Source organism: Pseudomonas syringae KCTC 12500 (assembly GCF_000507185.2).
Taxonomy (GTDB): Bacteria; Pseudomonadota; Gammaproteobacteria; order Pseudomonadales; family Pseudomonadaceae; genus Aquipseudomonas; species Aquipseudomonas syringae.
Map to the genome: position 1 here is coordinate 301,861 of NZ_AYTM02000002.1, position 18,982 is coordinate 320,842.

General features: G+C 59.2%; 16 protein-coding genes and 2 pseudogenes. 8 read left to right on the forward strand and 10 right to left on the reverse strand.

The window, feature by feature from the left end:
* The first annotated feature begins 90 nt into the window (after positions 1-90).
* Both katB and V476_RS01835 read left to right on the forward strand, forming a co-directional pair.
* Positions 91-1,596: a catalase KatB gene (gene katB / locus V476_RS01830; RefSeq protein ID WP_003344123.1), complete on the forward strand. Its 1,506-nt coding sequence runs from the start codon at positions 91-93 to the stop codon at positions 1,594-1,596.
* A gap of 60 nt (positions 1,597-1,656) precedes the next feature.
* Entirely contained in the window at positions 1,657-2,232 is a 576-nt protein-coding gene (locus tag V476_RS01835; protein ID WP_024960554.1) for an ankyrin repeat domain-containing protein, read from the forward strand.
* A gap of 12 nt (positions 2,233-2,244) precedes the next feature.
* Here V476_RS01835 and V476_RS01840 read toward each other — a convergent pair whose 3' ends face one another.
* The 5 genes and pseudogenes from V476_RS01840 to V476_RS01865 form a co-directional block, all read right to left on the reverse strand.
* Complete coding sequence (locus V476_RS01840; RefSeq protein WP_024960555.1) at positions 2,245-4,338, reverse strand: hybrid sensor histidine kinase/response regulator; 2,094 nt, start codon at positions 4,336-4,338, stop codon at positions 2,245-2,247.
* Positions 4,339-4,553: 215 nt separating this feature from the next.
* On the reverse strand, positions 4,554-4,778 hold the full coding sequence (locus V476_RS01845; RefSeq protein WP_024960556.1) for a DUF6434 domain-containing protein: 225 nt from the start codon (positions 4,776-4,778) through the stop codon (positions 4,554-4,556).
* A 108-nt stretch (positions 4,779-4,886) separates the two neighbouring features.
* Positions 4,887-5,303 (reverse strand): annotated as a pseudogene (locus tag V476_RS01850) (LysR substrate-binding domain-containing protein); the annotation flags it as partial.
* Positions 5,304-5,334: 31 nt separating this feature from the next.
* Positions 5,335-6,710, reverse strand: a protein-coding gene (locus V476_RS26455) for an IS3 family transposase (RefSeq protein WP_103715870.1) whose coding sequence is annotated in 2 segments (ribosomal slippage) — positions 5,335-6,239 and positions 6,239-6,710 — 1,377 coding nt in all. Because the reading frame shifts where the segments join, the coding sequence is not laid out codon by codon here.
* A gap of 40 nt (positions 6,711-6,750) precedes the next feature.
* Positions 6,751-7,224 (reverse strand): annotated as a pseudogene (locus V476_RS01865) (LysR family transcriptional regulator); the annotation flags it as partial.
* A 99-nt stretch (positions 7,225-7,323) separates the two neighbouring features.
* Here V476_RS01865 and V476_RS01870 point away from each other — a divergent pair.
* From V476_RS01870 to V476_RS01885, 4 genes are all read left to right on the forward strand, one after another.
* The gene (locus V476_RS01870; protein ID WP_024961100.1) at positions 7,324-7,806 is read left to right on the forward strand and encodes a multidrug/biocide efflux PACE transporter; all 483 of its coding nucleotides are present in this window, start codon (positions 7,324-7,326) and stop codon (positions 7,804-7,806) included.
* Positions 7,807-7,881: 75 nt separating this feature from the next.
* Positions 7,882-9,207 carry an AAA family ATPase gene (locus tag V476_RS01875; RefSeq protein WP_024961099.1) on the forward strand — a complete coding sequence of 442 codons (1,326 nt, stop codon included), beginning with the start codon at positions 7,882-7,884 and terminating at the stop codon, positions 9,205-9,207.
* Positions 9,208-9,212: 5 nt separating this feature from the next.
* On the forward strand, positions 9,213-9,893 hold the full coding sequence (locus tag V476_RS26460) for a retron system putative HNH endonuclease (protein WP_080278609.1): 681 nt from the start codon (positions 9,213-9,215) through the stop codon (positions 9,891-9,893).
* A 99-nt stretch (positions 9,894-9,992) separates the two neighbouring features.
* A complete protein-coding gene (locus tag V476_RS01885; protein ID WP_024961096.1) occupies positions 9,993-10,823 on the forward strand; it encodes a PhzF family phenazine biosynthesis protein in 831 nt (276 codons plus the stop codon).
* Between the two features lie 6 nt (positions 10,824-10,829).
* On the opposite strand, the gene V476_RS01890 is transcribed toward V476_RS01885, so the two are convergent.
* A complete protein-coding gene (locus V476_RS01890; RefSeq protein ID WP_024961095.1) occupies positions 10,830-11,981 on the reverse strand; it encodes an MFS transporter in 1,152 nt (383 codons plus the stop codon).
* A 224-nt stretch (positions 11,982-12,205) separates the two neighbouring features.
* Between V476_RS01890 and rarD the strand changes: the two genes are divergently transcribed.
* Positions 12,206-13,090, forward strand: coding sequence for an EamA family transporter RarD (gene rarD, locus V476_RS01895; RefSeq protein WP_024961094.1), 885 nt, complete (start codon positions 12,206-12,208; stop codon positions 13,088-13,090).
* Between the two features lie 3 nt (positions 13,091-13,093).
* Here the strand turns inward: rarD and zapE are convergent, their stop codons facing one another.
* Together zapE and V476_RS01905 are read right to left on the reverse strand one after the other, a co-directional pair.
* Positions 13,094-14,209, reverse strand: coding sequence for a cell division protein ZapE (gene zapE / locus V476_RS01900; RefSeq protein ID WP_003427223.1), 1,116 nt, complete (start codon positions 14,207-14,209; stop codon positions 13,094-13,096).
* Between the two features lie 77 nt (positions 14,210-14,286).
* Complete coding sequence (locus V476_RS01905) at positions 14,287-15,732, reverse strand: SulP family inorganic anion transporter (RefSeq protein ID WP_024961093.1); 1,446 nt, start codon at positions 15,730-15,732, stop codon at positions 14,287-14,289.
* A gap of 144 nt (positions 15,733-15,876) precedes the next feature.
* Here V476_RS01905 and ampC point away from each other — a divergent pair, with 144 nt between their 5' ends.
* Positions 15,877-17,034, forward strand: a complete 1,158-nt coding sequence (gene ampC / locus V476_RS01910) for a class C beta-lactamase (protein ID WP_024961092.1) — start codon at positions 15,877-15,879, stop codon at positions 17,032-17,034.
* On the opposite strand, the gene ada is transcribed toward ampC, so the two are convergent.
* Together ada and V476_RS01920 are read right to left on the reverse strand one after the other, a co-directional pair.
* A complete protein-coding gene (gene ada, locus V476_RS01915; RefSeq protein ID WP_024961091.1) occupies positions 17,023-18,129 on the reverse strand; it encodes a bifunctional DNA-binding transcriptional regulator/O6-methylguanine-DNA methyltransferase Ada in 1,107 nt (368 codons plus the stop codon). The two genes, ampC and ada, sit on opposite strands and share 12 nt — an antisense overlap.
* Before the next feature lie 69 nt (positions 18,130-18,198).
* Entirely contained in the window at positions 18,199-18,879 is a 681-nt protein-coding gene (locus V476_RS01920; RefSeq protein ID WP_024961090.1) for a DNA-3-methyladenine glycosylase family protein, read from the reverse strand.
* Positions 18,880-18,982: the final 103 nt, after the last annotated feature.

Sequence of the window (18,982 nt, forward strand, 5' to 3'; positions counted from 1 at the left end):
ATCACCGCATTTCCCTCACGCGCCTAAGATAATCCGGCCTACTAAAAATATGAGGGATTCAAAATGCCGTTATTAAACTGGTCCAGACACATGGTGTGTCTAACTGCAGCCGGTCTGATTACTATTCCGACCGCTTATGCAGCCGACACCCTGACCCGCGACAATGGCGCAGTCGTTGGAGACAATCAGAATTCTCAGACCGCAGGCGCCGAAGGGCCTGTCCTGCTGCAAGACGTGCAGCTGCTGCAAAAGCTGCAGCGCTTTGATCGCGAACGCATTCCTGAGCGCGTCGTGCATGCCCGTGGTACTGGCGTCAAAGGCGAGTTCACGGCCTCCGCCGACATCAGCGACCTGAGCAAGGCGACCGTTTTCAAATCCGGTGAGAAGACCCCGGTATTCGTGCGCTTCTCCTCCGTGGTTCACGGCAATCACTCGCCTGAAACCCTGCGCGACCCGCACGGCTTCGCCACCAAGTTCTACACGGCTGACGGTAACTGGGACCTGGTCGGCAACAACTTCCCGACCTTTTTCATTCGTGACGCCATCAAGTTCCCGGACATGGTCCACGCGTTCAAACCTGACCCGCGTACCAATCTGGACAACGATTCGCGTCGCTTCGACTTCTTCTCCCACGTACCGGAAGCCACCCGTACGCTGACCCTGTTGTATTCAAACGAGGGCACCCCAGCGGGCTATCGCTTCATGGACGGCAACGGTGTACACGCCTACAAACTGGTCAACGCCAAGGGCGAAGTGCACTACGTCAAGTTCCACTGGAAATCCCTGCAGGGCCTCAAGAACCTTGATCCCAAGGAAGTCGCTCAGGTCCAGTCCAAGGACTACAGCCACCTGACCAACGATCTGGTCGGCGCGATCAAAAAGGGTGACTTCCCGAAATGGGACTTGTACGTTCAGGTCCTGAAGCCTGAAGAGCTGGCGAAATTCGACTTCGACCCACTGGACGCTACCAAGATCTGGCCGGATGTTCCCGAGAAGAAAATCGGGCAGATGGTCCTGAACAAGAACGTTGATAACTACTTCCAGGAAACCGAGCAGGTCGCCATGGCCCCGGCCAACCTGGTGCCAGGTATCGAACCTTCCGAGGACCGTCTGCTGCAAGGCCGTGTGTTCTCCTACGCTGACACCCAGATGTATCGCCTTGGCGCGAATGGCCTGAGCCTGCCCGTCAACCAGCCAAAAGTTGCGGTCAACAACGGCAATCAGGACGGTGCGCTGAATACCGGTCACACCACCAGCGGCGTCAACTATGAGCCGAGCCGTCTGGAACCGCGTCCAGCGGATGACAAGGCGCGCTACAGCCAGCTGCCGCTCAGTGGCACTACCCAGCAGGCGAAGATCACGCGTGAGCAGAACTTCAAGCAGGCGGGTGATCTGTATCGCTCCTACAGCGCGAAAGAGAAGACTGACCTGGTGCAGAGCTTTGGTGAGTCGCTTGCCGACACCGACACTGAAAGCAAGAACATCATGCTGTCGTACCTGTACAAGGCAGATCCGGACTACGGCACTCGGGTAGCCGAAGTCGCCAAAGGCGATCTGAGCAAGGTCAAGTCCCTGGCTGCAAGCCTCAAGGACTGATGATCTGATACCCCGTCCCGGTGCTTTGTCGCCGGGACGGTTCCCGTCAGGAGAACGCCCATGAAAAATCTGATCTATGGCTTGCTGCTGTTTGCCGCAGCCGCGCACGCCACACCGCCGACATCGACACCCACCCCCACGCCACCGCCTTCGGAACTGAGCGCCGAACAGACTGCCAGCCAGCTGCGCACGCTGTTTTTCGATGCCTCCCGTGAAGGCAACAACCCGATGCTGGACACGTTTATCGAGGCTCATTACGACCTCAACATCCGTGACGAACAAGGCTATACCGGTCTGATTCTGGCGGCCTATCACGGCCATGAGGATTCGGTGATACGCCTGATAGACGCCGGAGCGGACCCATGTGCCAAGGACAATCGCGGCAATACGGCGCTGATGGGTGCGATTTTCAAAGGTGAACTGAGCATCGCCAAGCGTCTTGTGCAGGCAGATTGTGGTGCGAACGTCACCAACAATGCCGGACAGACTGCGGCCATGTACGCCGCCTTGTTCAAACGCACTGAAGTGCTCAAGGAACTGACCGACAAGGGCGCAGACCTGAGCATTCGTGACAGCATGGGCAATGACGTGGAAGGCTTGTCCAAAGGTGAATTCCAGGCGCCGCCTGTCCGCTGACGGCGGCTGGAATCAGTCTTCGCGCTCGATCATTTCGTAGATGCGGCTGGCAAACGCTTCCATGGTGAAGGGTTTGGTGAGCACCCACATCCCCGGATCCAGATGGCCGTTGCCAATGATGGCGTTCTCTGCGTAACCCGTAATGAACAGCACTTTAAGGTCGGGTCGAATGATGCGCGCCGCATCGGCCAATTGCCGGCCATTCATGCCACCCGGCAACCCGACGTCGGTCACCAGCAGGTCGATACGCGCATCGGACTCCAGCACCTTGAGCGCAGATGCGCCTTCGCCCGCCTCGATCGGAATGTAGCCCTGATCCTCCAGCACTTCGGCCACCAGCATGCGGATGGTCGGCTCATCGTCGACAATCATCACGGTGCGCTCGGTCTGTACCGACGTCGATTCAGAGGCATCCGCAGACTCGATCTCTTCCGGCGTCCCAAGGTAATGACGCGGCAGGTACAGGCACATGTTCGTGCCCTGATCAGGCTCGGAATAAATGCGCACCTGGCCGCCGGACTGGCGCACGAAACCGTACACCATCGACAACCCCAGCCCCGTGCCCTGCCCCAGTGGCTTGGTAGTAAAGAAAGGATCGAATGCCCGATTGATGACCTCGGGCGACATGCCGGTACCGGTGTCGCTGACACACAACGACAGATACTGCCCGGGGATCAGTTCGCGGCTTTGTGAGCCGCGCTCGTCAATCCAGCGGTTGGCTGTCTCGATGGTGATCCGCCCGCCTCGCGGCATGGCGTCCCTGGCGTTGATGCACAGGTTCAACAAGGCATTTTCCAGCTGCGGTGCATCGATGAACGTTGACCACAACCCGACCGAGGTCACCACCTCCACGGTGATGTGCGGCCCGACCGTGCGCCGAATCAGTTCTTCCATGCCGATGACCAACCGGTTGACGTCGACCGGCTTGGGGTCCAGGGTCTGCCGACGCGAAAACGCCAGCAATCGATGAGTCAGTGACGCCGCACGTTTGGAAGCATCCTGCGCAGCCCCTATGTAGCGGTCCAGTTCATTGAAACGGCCCTGGCTCACCCGCGTCTTGAGCAGTTCCAGCGAGCCCGTGATGCCGGTCAACAGGTTGTTGAAGTCGTGGGCGATACCGCCAGTCAACTGGCCTACGGCTTCCATCTTCTGCGACTGGCGCAAGGCTTCTTCAGCCTGGCTCAGGCGCTTCTGCTCGCGCAGCCGTTCGCTGACATCGTAGGCAAACAGGTAAGCGCCAATAGCCTGCCCCTGAGCATTGCGCAGCGTGCTGTAACGTATTTCAAAATGGCTGGCCGGATCGTTCGAGTCGCTGAAGCTGACGCTTTCGGCGAACTCTTCGCCCGCTAATGCGCGCGTCCAGCGCCGTTCAAGGTCAGCCTTGCTCTGCGGCCGGTCGTCGAGCAAGTCGAGCATACTGTCACCCACTTGCGGCCGGACGCCGAACAGGCGCTCGAACTCGCGCAGGGCAGCGCCATTGATGGCCATCCAGCGAAAATTGCAGTCGACGACATGAATGATCGCATTGGTGCCGTTGACGACATCGGCCAGCACATTGCGCTCGGCCACGGCTTCGACAATGCGCGCCTCCAGTGTTTCGTTCAGTTGCTTGAGCGCCAGCTCGGCGCGCTTGCGTTCAGTGATGTCTTGAAACAGTACCGCGACCTGCCGGCGGCTGGCCGGCTCGATGCGAAACGCGGTCAAAGCCAGATAACGCCCGGTGGCCACCAGCTCGCGCTCGAAACGGATCGGCTTGCCGGTCCGCAACACATCGCCGTAAAACTCCACCCAGCCATCAGCCTCCTCGCGAACCATCTCGCGCAGCTTCTTGCCCACCACGTTGGAAATGCCGGCGTGGTACTCGTAGGCCGGGTTGGCTTCGACGTGAAGGTAATCGCTCAGCGGACCGTGCGGCCCGTCAAAGAACTCGATGATGCAAAAGCCTTCATCCATCGCGTTGAACAGAAAACGATAACGCTCTTGGGATTGTGCCAGGGCGTATTCGGCCTCCCGACCGGTGATCCTCAAGCTCTCTTTAAGCGAAGCGTTTTCCTGCTCCAGAGCCGCTAACCGGCTCTGGAGATGTTGTAAATCTGTCGGGGTCACAGCGGCGGCACCGGAGGTATTGGTTGTGCCGCTTTCCCGTCGTGCGGGGCGACGCGAACACGCTACGAGAAAAAACGCTCGCTTGCAAAAATAATGGCTTTTTGAGTTCAGAAATTGGTGGTTTTCGTCAAATCAGATCGAGACATGCTTTTGTGAACAGTCTTCACCAGCACAGGACCTGCCGTGCGGGACCGGTCCCATTGCGGCGCACGCTGTCAGTTCGACACTGAGGTTGCCGCATGCAGGCGCAGCCATTGGTCTGCGACTTGCCCCATGTTCTTGGGCTCGCCATTTTTGATCCACGCCATGAATGGCCGATCGAACCTGAACGACGCCCCGCACTGCAAGGTCATGAAGCGCCTCACGTTCTGCGTGTTCCGATAGTCGTCATTCACCGGCGTGTCGCGCGTGATGAGGTCGGAGTGCCAATCGAAAGCCATGCCTGATTCCTCGTGCTGTCGGGTTGCAGACACTCTTTATAAAGGGATTCTGCTGCAGTCGCGAGACTGGAAAAGCTTGTGCCGTACAGGAAATTGCGCAAACCCGACTCACTCTCCCGCAAACGGCACCAGCGACTCCAGCAGCCACGCGCCCGCAGGCCCCAGACTGCGTTGGAACGACCAGATGACGTCCACCGCCGAGCGCCGCGGCCAGCCGGAGACTTGCAGCTCTTTCAGAAGGCCGCCCGAATAGCGCGACACCAGCCAGCGCGGTAATGCCGACCAGCCAAACCCGAACGCAGCCATGTCCATCAACAGCAGGTAATTGGGTGCCGACCAATGCCGATGGCCGCTGGTGGGCAGGTCGTCGGTGGGGATGCTGTGCTCGATCAGCGTATTGAGGCGCAAGGCGCGATAGCGGGCCAGCTGTTGATAATCGACCCGTTCCAGCGCGGCCAGTGGATGTTTGTGCGACACGAACAGACCGAAATCGGCACTTTCCTCGATGGTCGCGTGACCGATTTTGGTATGACCCCCGAAGGTTGGACGATTATTTCTACGCTGCCTGAGCGGCCTGCATTCTGAACTCCACAGGGCTCAGGCCGTTAAGTTTCAGTTTGATGCGTGACTGATTGTAATACTCAATGTACTCGTCGATGCCCGCATGAAGCTCATCCAGATTGTTAAATTTGTTCAGATAGAAAAACTCGGACTTCAGCGTGCCAAAAAAACTTTCCATAGCCGCGTTGTCGTAGCAGTTGCCCTTGCGCGACATGCTGCATGTGATCGAATGCTCATTGAGTAATCGTTGGTAAACAGGCATCCGATATTGCCAGCCCTGGTCTGAGTGCAAAATAGGCTTTTCATGCGGCTCAAGCTTCTTGAACGCTCCTTCAAGCATTTCGTCCACCATGGAGTACAGCGGGCGCCTGGCGATTGCATAGGAAATGATTTCGCCGTTGTACAGATCCATGATGGGCGACAGATAGAGCTTCTGGCCTCCCACTTTGAACTCGGTGACGTCCGTGGCCCATTTTTCATTAAGGTGCTGGGCCTTGAAATCACGCTTGAGAATGTTGGGCGCAGCCTTGCCTACTTCGCCCTTGTAAGAGCGGTATTTCTTCACTCGCACCAGGCTCTTCAGGCCAAGCTGCCCCATCAGTTTCTGCACCGTCTTGTGGTTCACAAGATGGCCTGCGCGCCGCAACGCCGCCGTGATACGACGATAGCCATACCGGCCTTTATGATCGTAGAAAACTGTCTGAATCAGGTCTTTCAGCCCGGCGTACTTATCGCCCGCTTGCAGTACCTTTTGTTGATAGTAAAAAGTGCTGCGCGCCAGACCGGCAAGCTTCAGCAGGCCACCCAGAGAATGCCCCAGTCTCAGTTCGGTTACGATTTGCGCTTTTTCTGTTGCGCTATTCGTTGCTTCTTCTGAGCCAAGGCATCGAGCTTTTTTAGATAGTCGACCTCCATCCGCAGTTGCTTCACCTCGGCAAGCAACTCGTCACGCGAGCGCGATTCATCGTCGATTGAGGGGGCGTTCACAGGCGGAAGTGCAGTCGTCATCTTTCTTGGGCGTCCGGCTTTTGTGGGTGGCTTGGAGGAGGCATCAAAGGCCCCTTCTTCATAATGGCGCTGCCATAGACCGATGATGCCGAACTGACGGATATCGAACAAGGCCGCTGTCTGGCGCAGAGATAAACGCTCATCATGCATGCGCTTCAAAACAGTCAGCTTGAACTCGTCACTGTAGCGCTGGCGTTTTTTCTCTTGCAGGCCCGCTACGCCATGAATCTGATAGGCCGCAACCCACTGCCTAAGGCAGGAAAAATCCACATCGTGGCGATGCGCAACATCCCTCAAACCTGCCTTGCCAGCACAATACTCTTTCACGGCTGCGAGTTTTGCCTGCTCTGTATATTTACCCATGACGCCTCCAAAGGTTGCATCCAACCTTCGGGGGTCACACCATTTCCGGTGGGTAGCTGGCTTGCGCCGACAGCAGCCCCAGTGAAGCCCTGCCCGACTGCACCAGGCTGATGGCGTCGCCATGCTCGGCGAACACGCATTCCATTTCCAGCTCTGGAAAACGTTGATCGAGCTCGGTCATCAGCCGTTCGAAATCGGCAAACTGGTTGGCATCCGACAGCACCAGCGTCAGCCGTGGCTCGACACCTGCCGCAAGCCGCGCCGCCGCGCGACGCAGCCGGTCCGAGGCGCACAGCAGATCATCGACACGGCCCAGCATGACCCTCCCCGCTTCGGTCAGGACCGGTTGCCTGGAAGAGCGATCGAACAGCTCCAGCCCCAGATCGATTTCCAGGCGGGCGATCGCTTCACTGATGGTCGATTGACTCTTGCCCAGACGGCGTGCGGCCGCGCTGAACGAACCCAGCGCGGCAATCTGGGCGAAGGCTTCCAGGGCTTCTGGCGAATAACTCATGGCGCTCTCATATCGGTTTAACCGATGGTATTGATTTTCAACTTAACGTAAACACCGATGATAATACCGCCATCAATCATCACCAAGGGCAGCGTAGTCATGAGTAACAGCCAACCGCACATCGACCGGCAACCCGGCGTCGCCAGCAAAACCCTGCGTGAGCGGGCGATGCATGCCGCGCTGTTCGAGATCGGCGGTGTGATTCTGGTCGCACCACTGCTGGCCTGGCTGATGGACCAGTCGCTGGCGATGATGGGCGCCATGACGGTGATGATCTCGACCATCGCCATGCTGTGGAACATGACCTACAACGCGCTGTTCGACCGCCTGCGCAACCGCTACGGATTTACCATGAGCCTGACGGTCCGCGTCCTGCACGCAACGGGTTTCGAAGCCGGACTGATTCTGGCCGTGGTGCCGCTGGCCGCATGGTGGCTGACGATCAGCCTGATGGAAGCGTTCTGGCTGGACATCGGTCTGCTGCTGATGTTTCTGCCCTATACCCTGCTGTTCAACTGGGCTTACGACACGCTGCGTGAACGCCTGGTACAGCGACGGGCGTCCAGGTGTGAGGTGCTTTGAGAAAACGGGTTTGCGCGGACACTTGGGAGTCTGCACTGTTAGTATGTGCGAACGTCGTACAGCCAGAAGAAACCTATGAATCTGACCAAGCTTTGCCTTAAGAACTATCGTCGCTTTGCCGAGTTTGATATCGAATTCGATCCGCAATTGACGGTAATTTCCGCACGCAACGGGCAGGGCAAGACGTCGGTTCTTGAAGCCATTGTTGCCGCTCTGGGCCCCTTCGTTGGTTCATTTGATCAGGGAGTGTCCAAGCATATCGAGCGCACTGACGCCCGTTATGCGCGGGTAGGGGAAGGTTTTGAAAGCGAGCAGCAATTTCCAGTGATCATCAATGCAGAAATGTCCAACCCTGCGAAGCGTTGGCAACGAGCGCTTAACGGTCCCAAGAGCCGAACTACCACCAAACAAGCCGAGCCGCTAGCGGCATGGGGGAAAGAACTTCAGTCAATGCTGCGCAGCGATTCGGCGACTTCATTGCCTGTTGTGCGCTATTACAGTTCGAGGCGACTCTGGGTCAGTCATAAAAATGTGTCCAGCAAAGCGATCCTGACCGAGAGTCGCACTGCCGGTTACGAAGATTGCCTGTCCGCGTTCTCTACTTATGTGCAGTTACAGGAGTGGATGAGAAAGGCGACCCTGGCCGTCATTCAACAAAAACAGCAGCCCGGCTACGAGCATTCCAATCTTGAGCCTCGCTTGCAGGGCATTAGAGACGCAGTGAACGAGGTGATGGCTGAAGAAGGCTGGAGCGACTTCCATTACAGTCTGACGTTTGAAGAGCTGTCCATGTTTCATGCCGATCACTCTGCACTGCCACTGAGTCTGCTGAGTGATGGTGTGCGCGCCATGATTACGCTGGTTGCTGATCTGGCGCTGCGTTGTTCTCGCCTGAATGGCCACCTCAAAGAGCAGGCCTCTCTGCAGACAACGGGCATTGTATTGATCGATGAAGTCGATTTGCACTTGCATCCGGCCTGGCAACAACGTGTGGTTGCCAGCCTTCGCAAAGCGTTCCCGAAAATCCAGTTCATTGTAAGCACGCACAGCCCGCAGGTACTTTCGACGGTAAAGCGCGAATGCATACGTATGGTATTTCAGGACGCAAATGAAAACTGGCAAGCTGCGTGCCCTCCGCAGGAAGTCAAAGGCGTTGAAAGCGCTGTTGCGCTCAACGACATCATGGGTGTGAATCCCATTCCGCCTGTAGATGAAGCACTTTGGGTGTCCGAATACACCGCAGAAATCGAGAGCGGTACGCATGAGGATCGCAACGGCCTGGCTCTGCGCAAAAAACTGCTCGATTTTTATGGAGCACAGCATCAAGTGATTCTGGACGCTGACAGGCTGATCCGCTTTCAGGCGTTCAAATTGCAAAAACACTCGAACACCGAGGGCTGACTGTCGTGCTCAAACTGGATCGTGCCTCTGTAGACGCCCCTCCCTGCCTCGCCGACTATGATCATCCGACTCACACATGGTCAGATTTTCGCGGAACCTGCAAGAAACAGCTGCGCGTTGCGCTGGTGCAGCTACAAGGCATCCCGGGTATTACCACAGAAGAAGCCACCGAGTATGGCGTCCGATGCGCATATTGCGAGACGCGTATTCTTCACGAAGGGCATATTGAACATTTTCGACGCAAGAACCGGGATCACTATCCTGAATTGACGTTCGACTGGAGCAATCTGTTTCTGGCATGTGGTAGCACGACGCATTGTGGACACCACAAAGACCGGCGGACGACATTGCCATACGACCCGAATGTGCTTATCAAACCTGATGAGCACGAATCTGAGTATTACCTTTACTTCCACTCCTCTGGCAAAGTGCACGCCCGCAATCACTTGAATGCCGAAGAGAATCACCGTGCCACGGAGACCATTCGCGTGTTCGGCCTGCATGAACCGGCGCTTGAGGGCGCCAGGGCCAACGCCGTGCGCAGCTACCGCAAGATGCACGATGCAGATCTGTGCGAGATAGCTTCGTGGTCGGACGCTGACCGTGGCGAGTATTTCCGGCAAGAGATTGAAGCCACCCGCTGGCTTCCTTACGCTACGACGATCCGACACTTCTTACAGAAGTGAGAACGATGTTTCTTCAGCCCCCTGCTTTCTCACTGGATTATCAAACTGCCCCCAGAGCACACTGTCCGCCTCGGATTAAAACGGCAAGGACCCCGACCCATGACTGAAATAATAAAACTGGCGGCGTTCAGCGATGGCGATCGCGGTGGCAATCCGGCAGGTGTGTGGATTGGCGATGCGTTACCCGAGGATGCCGTCATGCAGCAGATTGCCGCAGACATCGGTTTTTCCGAAACAGCGTTTGCTGCGCCTGTCGAAGGCGGCTGGCGGGTGCGGTATTTCTCGCCGCTGGCAGAAGTACCGTTTTGCGGGCACGCGACCATCGCCCTGGGCGCAGCGCTGGCGGCGCAGCAAGGCGATGGCGTGTTTCAGCTGACACTCAATCAGGCGCAGATTACGGTCGAGGGTCACGCACAGGGCTCGCTGACGTCGGCGGCGCTGCAATCGCCACCCACGTTCAGCAAGCCGGTCAGTGTGCCGTTGCTGGAAGAGGCATTGGCGCTGTTCGGCTATAACCATGCCGATCTGGATGAGCGCATTACCCCCGCGCATATCAATGGCGGTGCCGGGCATCTGCTGCTGGCGCTGAACAGCCGCGAAAAGCTCAAGGCCATGCGCTACGACCAGCAGACGGGTCACGACCTGATGGTCCGTGAAGGCTGGGCGACGATTCTGCTGGTGTGGGCCGAGACCGATCAGTTGTTTCACACCCGCAATCCGTTTGCGTTCGGCGGCGTCTACGAAGACCCGGCCACCGGCGCGGCCACGGCAGCGCTGGGCGGCTATCTGCGTGATATCGGCTGGCCGCATGGCGGTTTGATAGACATTATTCAGGGCGAGGACATGGGCAGCCCATCGCGTCTGCGCGCCGAAATCCCGCAGCAACCGGGAAGCTCGATCCGGGTGTCGGGGATGGCGCGCAGGTTGTAATACCGATCAGGTCCTGAGTTTGCTGCCCCCGATCGCCACGCCCACCAGCATCACGGCAACGATCATGAACGCCAGCTCAAGACTGCTGACATGGGCAATGAAACCGATTGCCGCAGGACCGATCAGAATCCCGGCGTAACCGACTGTGGTAATGGCCGGGATTGCCACGCTTTCAGGCATGGTCTTCTGCCGACCGGCTGCGCTGTAGCAGACCGGAACAATGTTCGAGCAACCCGCCCCCACCAATGCATACCCCAGCAGCGCCGCCTGCCAGAACGGGATCAATGTCGCGACGGCCAGGCCCGCCGCGGCACACAGTCCGCCGAGAATGATCACTCGATTGGAGCCGACGCGTTTTACCACTGCATCGCCAAACAGCCGTCCAAGGGTCATGGTCGCGGCGAATACCGCGTAACCCAGCCCGGCATAGGAAGGCTCGACACCACGCAACGAGGTCAGGAATACCGCGCTCCAGTCGAGCATCGCGCCTTCGGCCAGAAATACGGTGAAACACAGCAGGCCGATGAACAGCACCACGCCACGCGGGATTGCAAAGGCTGGCCCATCGGCCGGACTGCCGTAAGGCAACAGATTCGGCGCCGCTTTGGCCAGCGCGACCAACGTCAGGAAGACCACGATCAGCATCGCCGTGAATGGCGAGATACCCAGGCTGAGCAAACCGGCGACGCCCGCTGCACCGACAATCCCGCCAAGGCTGAACAGGCCGTGAAACCCCGACATCATGGTCTTGCCGCTGGCGCGCTCGACAATTACCGCCTGCACGTTGGCCGTGCAGTCCACTCCGCCCATGCTCGCGCCAAACAGAAACAGCGTGGCGATCAATAGCGGCAGACTGGAAATCGTCGCCAGCAGCGGCAGGCACAGGCAGATCAACAGCGTCGAACACACCAGCAGACGCCGACAGCCAAAGCGCGCCGCCAGTGCTCCCGCCAGCGGCATCGAAATGATCGAGCCCACCCCCAGACACAGCAACAAGAGCCCAAGCGTGCCCTCATCAAGGTCCATCCGCTGTTTGACGTAAGGCACCAGCGGCGCCCACGAGGCCACGCTGAAACCGGCAATGAAAAACGCGATACGCGTCGAAGACTGCTCCGCCCGAGCCTTGGCATCCTGGGCTGCGGTGCTGAAAGAGGTCATGTATGCTCCTTGTAATTTACCGAGTACGGTCACACCGGCCAGCGCGACAGCCTAACAAATCTGATCGGTTAGCCAAAACCTCTGATGCACTTGGAAAGGGCTCGTTCCATCGCCGTGCAGAGGCCGTCTGATTTGCAGCTTTTTGCACCTCAGGCCAGTAGACTGGCGACCACGCGCACCAGACAGGTGCGCAATCTGTCGAATCAGCTGTTGCGGAGGCCGTTGTGTACAAAGGTGTCGTGCTGTCGGTCCTGGCGTCTACGCTGTTCGGGGTCATGTATTTCTATACGTCACTGATGACCCCGCTCGACGGCGAAGAAATCTTCGGCTGGCGCATGCTGCTCACCGTGCCCTGCGCGACGCTGTTCATGCTGGTCAGCGGTGACTGGCGGCGAGTCCGCGAAGTGGCTGTCCGACTCAGGCAGCAACCGCTGCTGATCTTCGCGCTGCTGCTGTCTTCGGTGCTGCTTGGTGCGCAGTTGCTGATCTTCATGTGGGCACCGCTGCACGGGCGCAGTCTGGAGGTGTCGCTGGGCTATTTCCTGCTGCCGCTGAGCATGATTCTCACCGGCCGCGTGGTGTATGGCGAGCACCTCTCCTACTTGCAGAAAGTCGCTGCGGTGTTTGCCATGATCGGCGTGGCGCATGAGCTGTGGCGGCTGGGCAGTTTCTCCTGGGAAACCCTGCTGGTCGCGGGCGGCTATCCGCTGTACTTCGTGCTGCGTCGCACGCTCAAGACCGATCACCTCGGCGGGCTCTGGTTCGACATGCTGCTGATGCTGCCCATCGGCCTGTGGTTCATCGCCCACGGCCATCCGCAGGCCATTCAACAGACACCGCTGTTATACCTGCTGATTCCGCTGCTCGGGGTAATCAGTGCCTCGGCGCTGGTCAGTTACATCCTTGCCAGCCGCCTGCTGCCGTTCAGCCTGTTCGGACTGCTCAGTTATGTCGAGCCGATCCTGCTGGTCGGCGTCGCCCTGCTGCTGGGCGAGAGCATCGGTCGCGATGAATGGCTGACGTACCTGCCGATCTGGATGGCCGTCGTGGTCCTGATGATCGAAGGCGCCAAGCACATGCGGGCCCAGCGCCGCCGCGATGCGAGCTAAGCGTCAGGACTCGGTGAAACGCTCCAGCTGCATTTCCTGAAGTCGACTGAGGGTGCGCCGGAAGGCAAACGACAGGTAGCCCTCGGTGTACAGCTCGTCCATCGGCACCGGCGCTTCGACATACAGCGGAATGCGCCGGTCATAGCACTCGTCGACCAGCGCGATGAAGCGCCGCACGCCATCATCGTTGGGCGACAACTGCGGCAGTTCGCGATCGCCTGCGGTCACCTGCTCGACGCCATCCTCGGTGCCGCGGGCAATTTTCGCTTCGCGCTGCGCGGCCCCCAGCAGCGGCACCTCGCTGAGCAGAATCACCGAAAAGCGATCACACAAGGCGATGAAATCCATGGCCGCCAGCGGCTGTTCGCAAAGGTCGCGATAGCGGCACCACACGGCCGTGTCGGAATGCTGAACCACATTGATGCTGCGATAACCGAGCATGACCTGCGAATCGTGAACCGGCTGATCCGCGCTCAACGCTTCGAAGATGCCCTGCAAGGCGCTGGGTCGACCGGCTTCGGCAATCCAGTAGCGCTGATGCAGTTGCCCGGGGTGCAGCCGGTGATCCTCGCCGCCGTCGACGGCCACCACATCCATGTACTTCAGAATGGCCGCAACCGCTGGCAGGAAGCGCTCGCGATTGTGGCCATGGCTGTATAACTGCTCCGGTGGCTGGTTGGACGTGCAGACCAGCACCACACCCTCTTCGAACATCACCTGCAGCAGCCCGCCGAGGATCACCGCGTCGCCGATATCGGTGACGAACAGCTCATCGAAACACATCACCCGCACGTCACGCGCCAGCTCCCTGGCGACCACGGTCAGCGGCTGGGAAGTGCCCATCAACTCGAACATGCGTTTGTGCACCCAACGCATGAAGTGATGAAAATGCTGACGCCGGGCCGGTACGCTCAGGCTTTCGAAAAAGCGGTCCATCAGCCAGGTCTTGCCACGTCCGACCGGCCCCCACAGATAAACGCCACGAGCCCGACCGCGAGCGTCGGCCAGCCCCTCATAACACGCCTGCAATTGCCGGGCGGCCTGCAACTGCGCCTGATCGGGTTGAAAACCACGCTGGACGGCACGTTCGTAGGCTTGCAGAGGAGAGACGGCATCCATCAGGCACACACCCTTCGCTATCGGAGAAAAGACATCCAGCCTATACGAGGCTGCGCCGCGCAACTCATCAACTCAACTCAGGCATGCTGCACGCCGGCACGTTTTAGCAATCGCTTGCAGCGCTCGGACAGGTGTACCACACGCAAATGCTTGTCCGCTTTGGCGTAGCGCTCGCGCAGGGTTTTGAGCGCAGCGATGGCCGAGTAATCGACAAAGCTCAGGTGCCGGCAGTCCAGTGTCACCTGCGCCGGGTCTTCGGCCGGGTTGAACTGGTCGAGAAACGGTGTGGTCGAGGCGAAGAACAGCGTGCCATGCAGGTGGTAGACCTTGCTGCCGTCGGCTTCGACATGGCTGTCGGCGTACAGCTCGCGAGCCTGCTGCCAGGCGAAATTGATTGCTGCAATGATAATCCCGAACAGCACTGCGGTGGCCAAATCGGTCAGCACCGTGACCACGGTCACGGCAATGATCGCCAGGACGTCGTTGACCGGCACCTTACGCAGCACGCGCAGCGAAGCCCAGGCAAAGGTCTGCTGGGCGACCACGAACATCACCCCGACCAGCGCCGCCAATGGAATGCGCTCGATCAGCGGCGAGAGGAACAGCACGAACATCAGGATCATCAAACCCGCGACCACGCCCGACAGACGACCGCGGCCGCCAGAACTCAGGTTGATCACGGTCTGACCAATCATCGCGCAGCCGCCCATGCCGCCGAAGGCACCGGACACAACGTTGGCAGCACCCAGCGCCACGCACTCGCGATCCGGATAACCACGGGTTTCGGTGATCTCGTCGGTCAGGTTGAGGGTCAGCAGGGTTTCCAGCAGACCGACCAGCGCCATCAGGATCGCGTAAGGCGCGATGATGCGCAGCGTCTCCAGATTCCACGGAATGTCCGGCATGGCGAATACCGGCAAGCCACCGGCAATGTGCGCCATGTCGCCCAGGGTGCGGGTCGGCAGGCCGAGCAGGTAGACCGCCAGCCCGACGCTGAGGATAGCCACCAGCGCTGGCGGCACAACGCGGGTCAAGCGTGGCAACAGGTAGACAATCGCCATGGTCAGCGCCACCAGCCCGAGCATCACGTACAGCGGCGTACCGCTGAGCCATGATTCACCCACCTTGAAGTGCTCCAGTTGCGCCATCGCGATGACGATCGCCAGGCCGTTGACGAAGCCCAGCATCACCGGATACGGCACCAGCCGCACCAGTTTGCCGAGCCGCAGCAAGCCGAACAGGATCATGATCAGACCGCCCAGCAATACGGTCGCCAGCAAATACTGCACACCCTGCTGAACCACCAGCGCGACGATCACCACGGCCATGGAACCGGCCGCACCGGACACCATGCCCGGACGCCCGCCGAACAGCGCGGTCAGGGTACAGATGATGAACGCACCGTAGAGCCCCATCAGCGGATTGAGATGGGCCACCAGCGCAAAGGCGATGCACTCGGGCACCAATGCAAAAGATGTGGTGAGGCCTGCCAGGACTTCGGCACGTATACGGATCGTTTTCATGGGTTACCTGAGCGGCGCTCCATGGAGGAAGCGCAAAAAAGGGGGCATATTACGCAAACCTTTGACGACCGACCACCACGGTGGGGCTTCCAGGAAAGCTCTCTGATGATCGGCCCATGCCCCAAAACAACAAGGAACAATCCAATGCAATGGAATGGAGCGCTGCTCTGCACAGGACTTCTGCTGTTCAATGCGGTGGCTGTTGCCGACGATGACACAGCGTCTGTCGACGCATTCGTGCAGGCAGAAGCCAGCAAAGTGATGCAGGAAAATCATATCGCGGGCCTGTCGATCGCCGTTACTCGCCGGGGCAAACAGCAGTTCTACACCTATGGCGTCGCGTCAAAAGCCACCGGCCAGCCAGTCACCCGCGATACGCTGTTTGAACTCGGCTCGATCAGCAAGACCTTAACCGCCACCCTCGCTACCTGGACGCAGGCCAATGGGCAGCTGTCGCTGACGCAAAGCATCGACAGCTATATTCCGCAGTTACAGGCCACGCGGCTGGGCAAGGTGCCGGTTTTCCATCTGGGCACCCACACAGCTGGCGGCTTCCCGCTTCAGGTGCCGGATAAAGTGCAAAACACCCGCCAGTTGATGGAATATTTCAAGGCCTGGCAGCCCGACTATCTGCCCGGCACCCATCGCACCTACGCCAACCCCAGTGTGGGCCTGCTCGGCATGGTTGCGGCGCGCAGCATGAAACTGCCGTATGAACAGGCTCTGCAGCAGCGGCTGTTTCCGGCGCTGGGTCTGAGTAATACCTATATCAACGTGCCCGATGAAAAACAGGCGCTGTATGCGCAGGGCTACAACAAACTCGACGAGCCGGTCAGGGTCAATCCAGGTCCACTGGCGGCTGAAGCGTACGGAGTGAAATCGAGCAGCAGCGACTTGCTACGCTTCGTCGAAGCGAACATCGGGCTCGGTCAAAACGACGCCGCGCTGCAAAAAGCCCTGCGCGATACCCGGACCGGCTATTTCAAGGTCGGCGGCATGACTCAGGACCTGATCTGGGAGCAGTATCCGCTGCCGGTTCATCTGGATACGCTGCTTGAGGGCAATGCCAGCGCCATGCTGAACACGGTCAAAACCGAAATGATCGAGCCACCGCAGGCAGCGCAATCTTCGGTCTGGGTCAACAAAACCGGATCAACCAACGGTTTCGGCGGCTATGTGGCGTTCATTCCGGAGCAGCAGTTGGGGATTGCCATCCTCGCCAACAAAAACTACCCGAACGAGGAGCGGGTGAAACTGGCTTATCGGATTCTGCAGAAAATGGGCTGCTGCTCAACGCCCTGAAAACAGTCCTGTCCCCTCGGCCGCTTCGATTTCAAGCAGCTTGCGCTTGCGCTCGACGCCCCAGCGGTAGCCCGACAACGATCCATCGCTGCGCACCACGCGGTGGCAGGGAATGGCCACTGCGAGCTTATTCGCACCGCAGGCATTGGCAACCGCACGGACTGCACTGGGCAGTCCTATCTGCGTCGCGATCTGCGTGTAGGTGGCCGTCGATCCGGCAGGAATGTCCCTGAGCGCCTGCCAGACCCGCTCCTGAAACACCGTGCCGCGGATATCCAGTGGCAGCGCCAGGCCGGTCTCGGGTGATTCGACAAAACCCACGACCTCGGCAACCAGTTGTTCGAACGCTGCGTCTGCGCCGATCAGGTTGGCGTTGGGGAACTGGTCCTGGAAAGTTTCGATCAGCGCATGCGGGTCATCACCGAGCGAAATTGCACAGATGCCCTTGCTGCTCGTGGCCACCAGAATCGAACCCAGCGAACTTTCACCCAGAGCGAACCTGATATCGACATTGGTCCCGCCTGCGCGGTATTCGGAAGGTTTCATGCCGAGCATGTTCTGCGAAGCCTCATAGAACCGACTGTTGGCGTTGTAGCCCGCCTCGTACAACGCACGGGTAATGCTGACGTCCTGTGAGAGCTGGACTTTCACCCGCGAGCGTAACGAGGCAACACTGTAGGCCTTGGGCGTCAGCCCGGTCAGCCTTTTGAAAATACGGTGAAAATGAAAACCGCTCATCCCGACCTGCTCGGCGAGCTCGGTCAGAGTGGGTATCGATTCGGCGGCATCGATCAGTCTGCACGCCTGGGCGACGGCTTGCGCGTGCTTGAGCTGCAGCGCATGTGAATCGCCGGCATTTCGCAGGGACGGGCGAAACCCGGCGGCCTCGGCGTCGCGTGCACTATCAAAAAACACCACGTTTTCCGGACGCGGCAGCCGGGTCGGGCTGCACGGGTGGCAATAGATGCCGGTGGTCAGCACGCCGTAAACGAAGGCAGCGCCAGCGTCTGAACGCCGATTGACCAGGATGTCCCAGCGCGGATCGTCTTCAGTGCGCAGGGCGCGTGCCGGTTGAGTGCGTTCTGTGCTGTCCATGGTCGAGCCCGCCTTGAGTTTCGATAAGACTGCGCCTGTCAGAGCCACTGGGCACTCCGAGTCTTGCTTTCAAATTCGAGATGAGCCGAGTTCGCTGACATCGACCGGCACTCGCCACAGATACCAGGCGGCGATGGTTCGGTAAGGCGCGAAGCGCTCGGCAAGCCGGGCCATTTGCCGGTGCGACGGCTTGAGTTGCAAAGCATACAGTCGCCGGTAGCCTTCGCACACGCCGAAATCGCTGGCTGGCATCACATCCAGCTGACCGAGCCCGTAGATGAGCATCATCTCCACGGTCCAGCGGCCCACGCCCGGTAGCTGGATCAGGCGTTCGACCAGCGCCTCGTTGCCCATCGCCAGCGCAGCACTGACCTCAGGCACCAGACCGTCCAGCCGCGCCGCGGCAATCGCCTTGATCGCCCGGCATTTGGACGACGAGAAGCCACAGGAGCGCAGCGCCTGATCATCCAGATCGACCAGTGCCTGCGCGCCCGGAAAGCTGACCTCTGGAAGGCTGTCATCCAGAAACAACGCACGCAGCCTCCTGACCATCGCATCGCCCGCCCTGGCATGCAATTGCTGATAGGCGACCGCCTTGACCAGCGCCTGAAACGGGTCCTGCGCTGCGCTGACCGGATGCAGACAAGGGCCGACATGGTCGATCAACGACTGCCATTGCACGTCTATGGACCTAAGCGCCGCGACCGCCTCAGCATGCTCGCGGTCAGCGCTGTGTGATTTTGATGACATGATGACTTCCAGATTGAAGCGGCCAGGCGGGCAAACAGGGTTTACGCAGAGGCGGAAATGATCGCTGATTTGCGAAGACCGCGGAACGTTCAAAACACCATGA

Coding starts and splice junctions, on each gene's coding strand:
- V476_RS01845 (WP_024960556.1), bottom strand. CDS start 4,778: ATGGCTTTCGATTGGCACTCCGACCTCATCACGCGCGACACGCCGGTG.
- V476_RS01835 (WP_024960554.1), top strand. CDS start 1,657: ATGAAAAATCTGATCTATGGCTTGCTGCTGTTTGCCGCAGCCGCGCAC.
- V476_RS01905 (WP_024961093.1), bottom strand. CDS start 15,732: ATGAAAACGATCCGTATACGTGCCGAAGTCCTGGCAGGCCTCACCACA.
- V476_RS01920 (WP_024961090.1), bottom strand. CDS start 18,879: ATGTCATCAAAATCACACAGCGCTGACCGCGAGCATGCTGAGGCGGTC.
- V476_RS01870 (WP_024961100.1), top strand. CDS start 7,324: ATGAGTAACAGCCAACCGCACATCGACCGGCAACCCGGCGTCGCCAGC.
- katB (WP_003344123.1), top strand. CDS start 91: ATGGTGTGTCTAACTGCAGCCGGTCTGATTACTATTCCGACCGCTTAT.
- V476_RS01885 (WP_024961096.1), top strand. CDS start 9,993: ATGACTGAAATAATAAAACTGGCGGCGTTCAGCGATGGCGATCGCGGT.
- V476_RS01875 (WP_024961099.1), top strand. CDS start 7,882: ATGAATCTGACCAAGCTTTGCCTTAAGAACTATCGTCGCTTTGCCGAG.
- ada (WP_024961091.1), bottom strand. CDS start 18,129: ATGGACAGCACAGAACGCACTCAACCGGCACGCGCCCTGCGCACTGAA.
- V476_RS01890 (WP_024961095.1), bottom strand. CDS start 11,981: ATGACCTCTTTCAGCACCGCAGCCCAGGATGCCAAGGCTCGGGCGGAG.
- ampC (WP_024961092.1), top strand. CDS start 15,877: ATGCAATGGAATGGAGCGCTGCTCTGCACAGGACTTCTGCTGTTCAAT.
- zapE (WP_003427223.1), bottom strand. CDS start 14,209: ATGGATGCCGTCTCTCCTCTGCAAGCCTACGAACGTGCCGTCCAGCGT.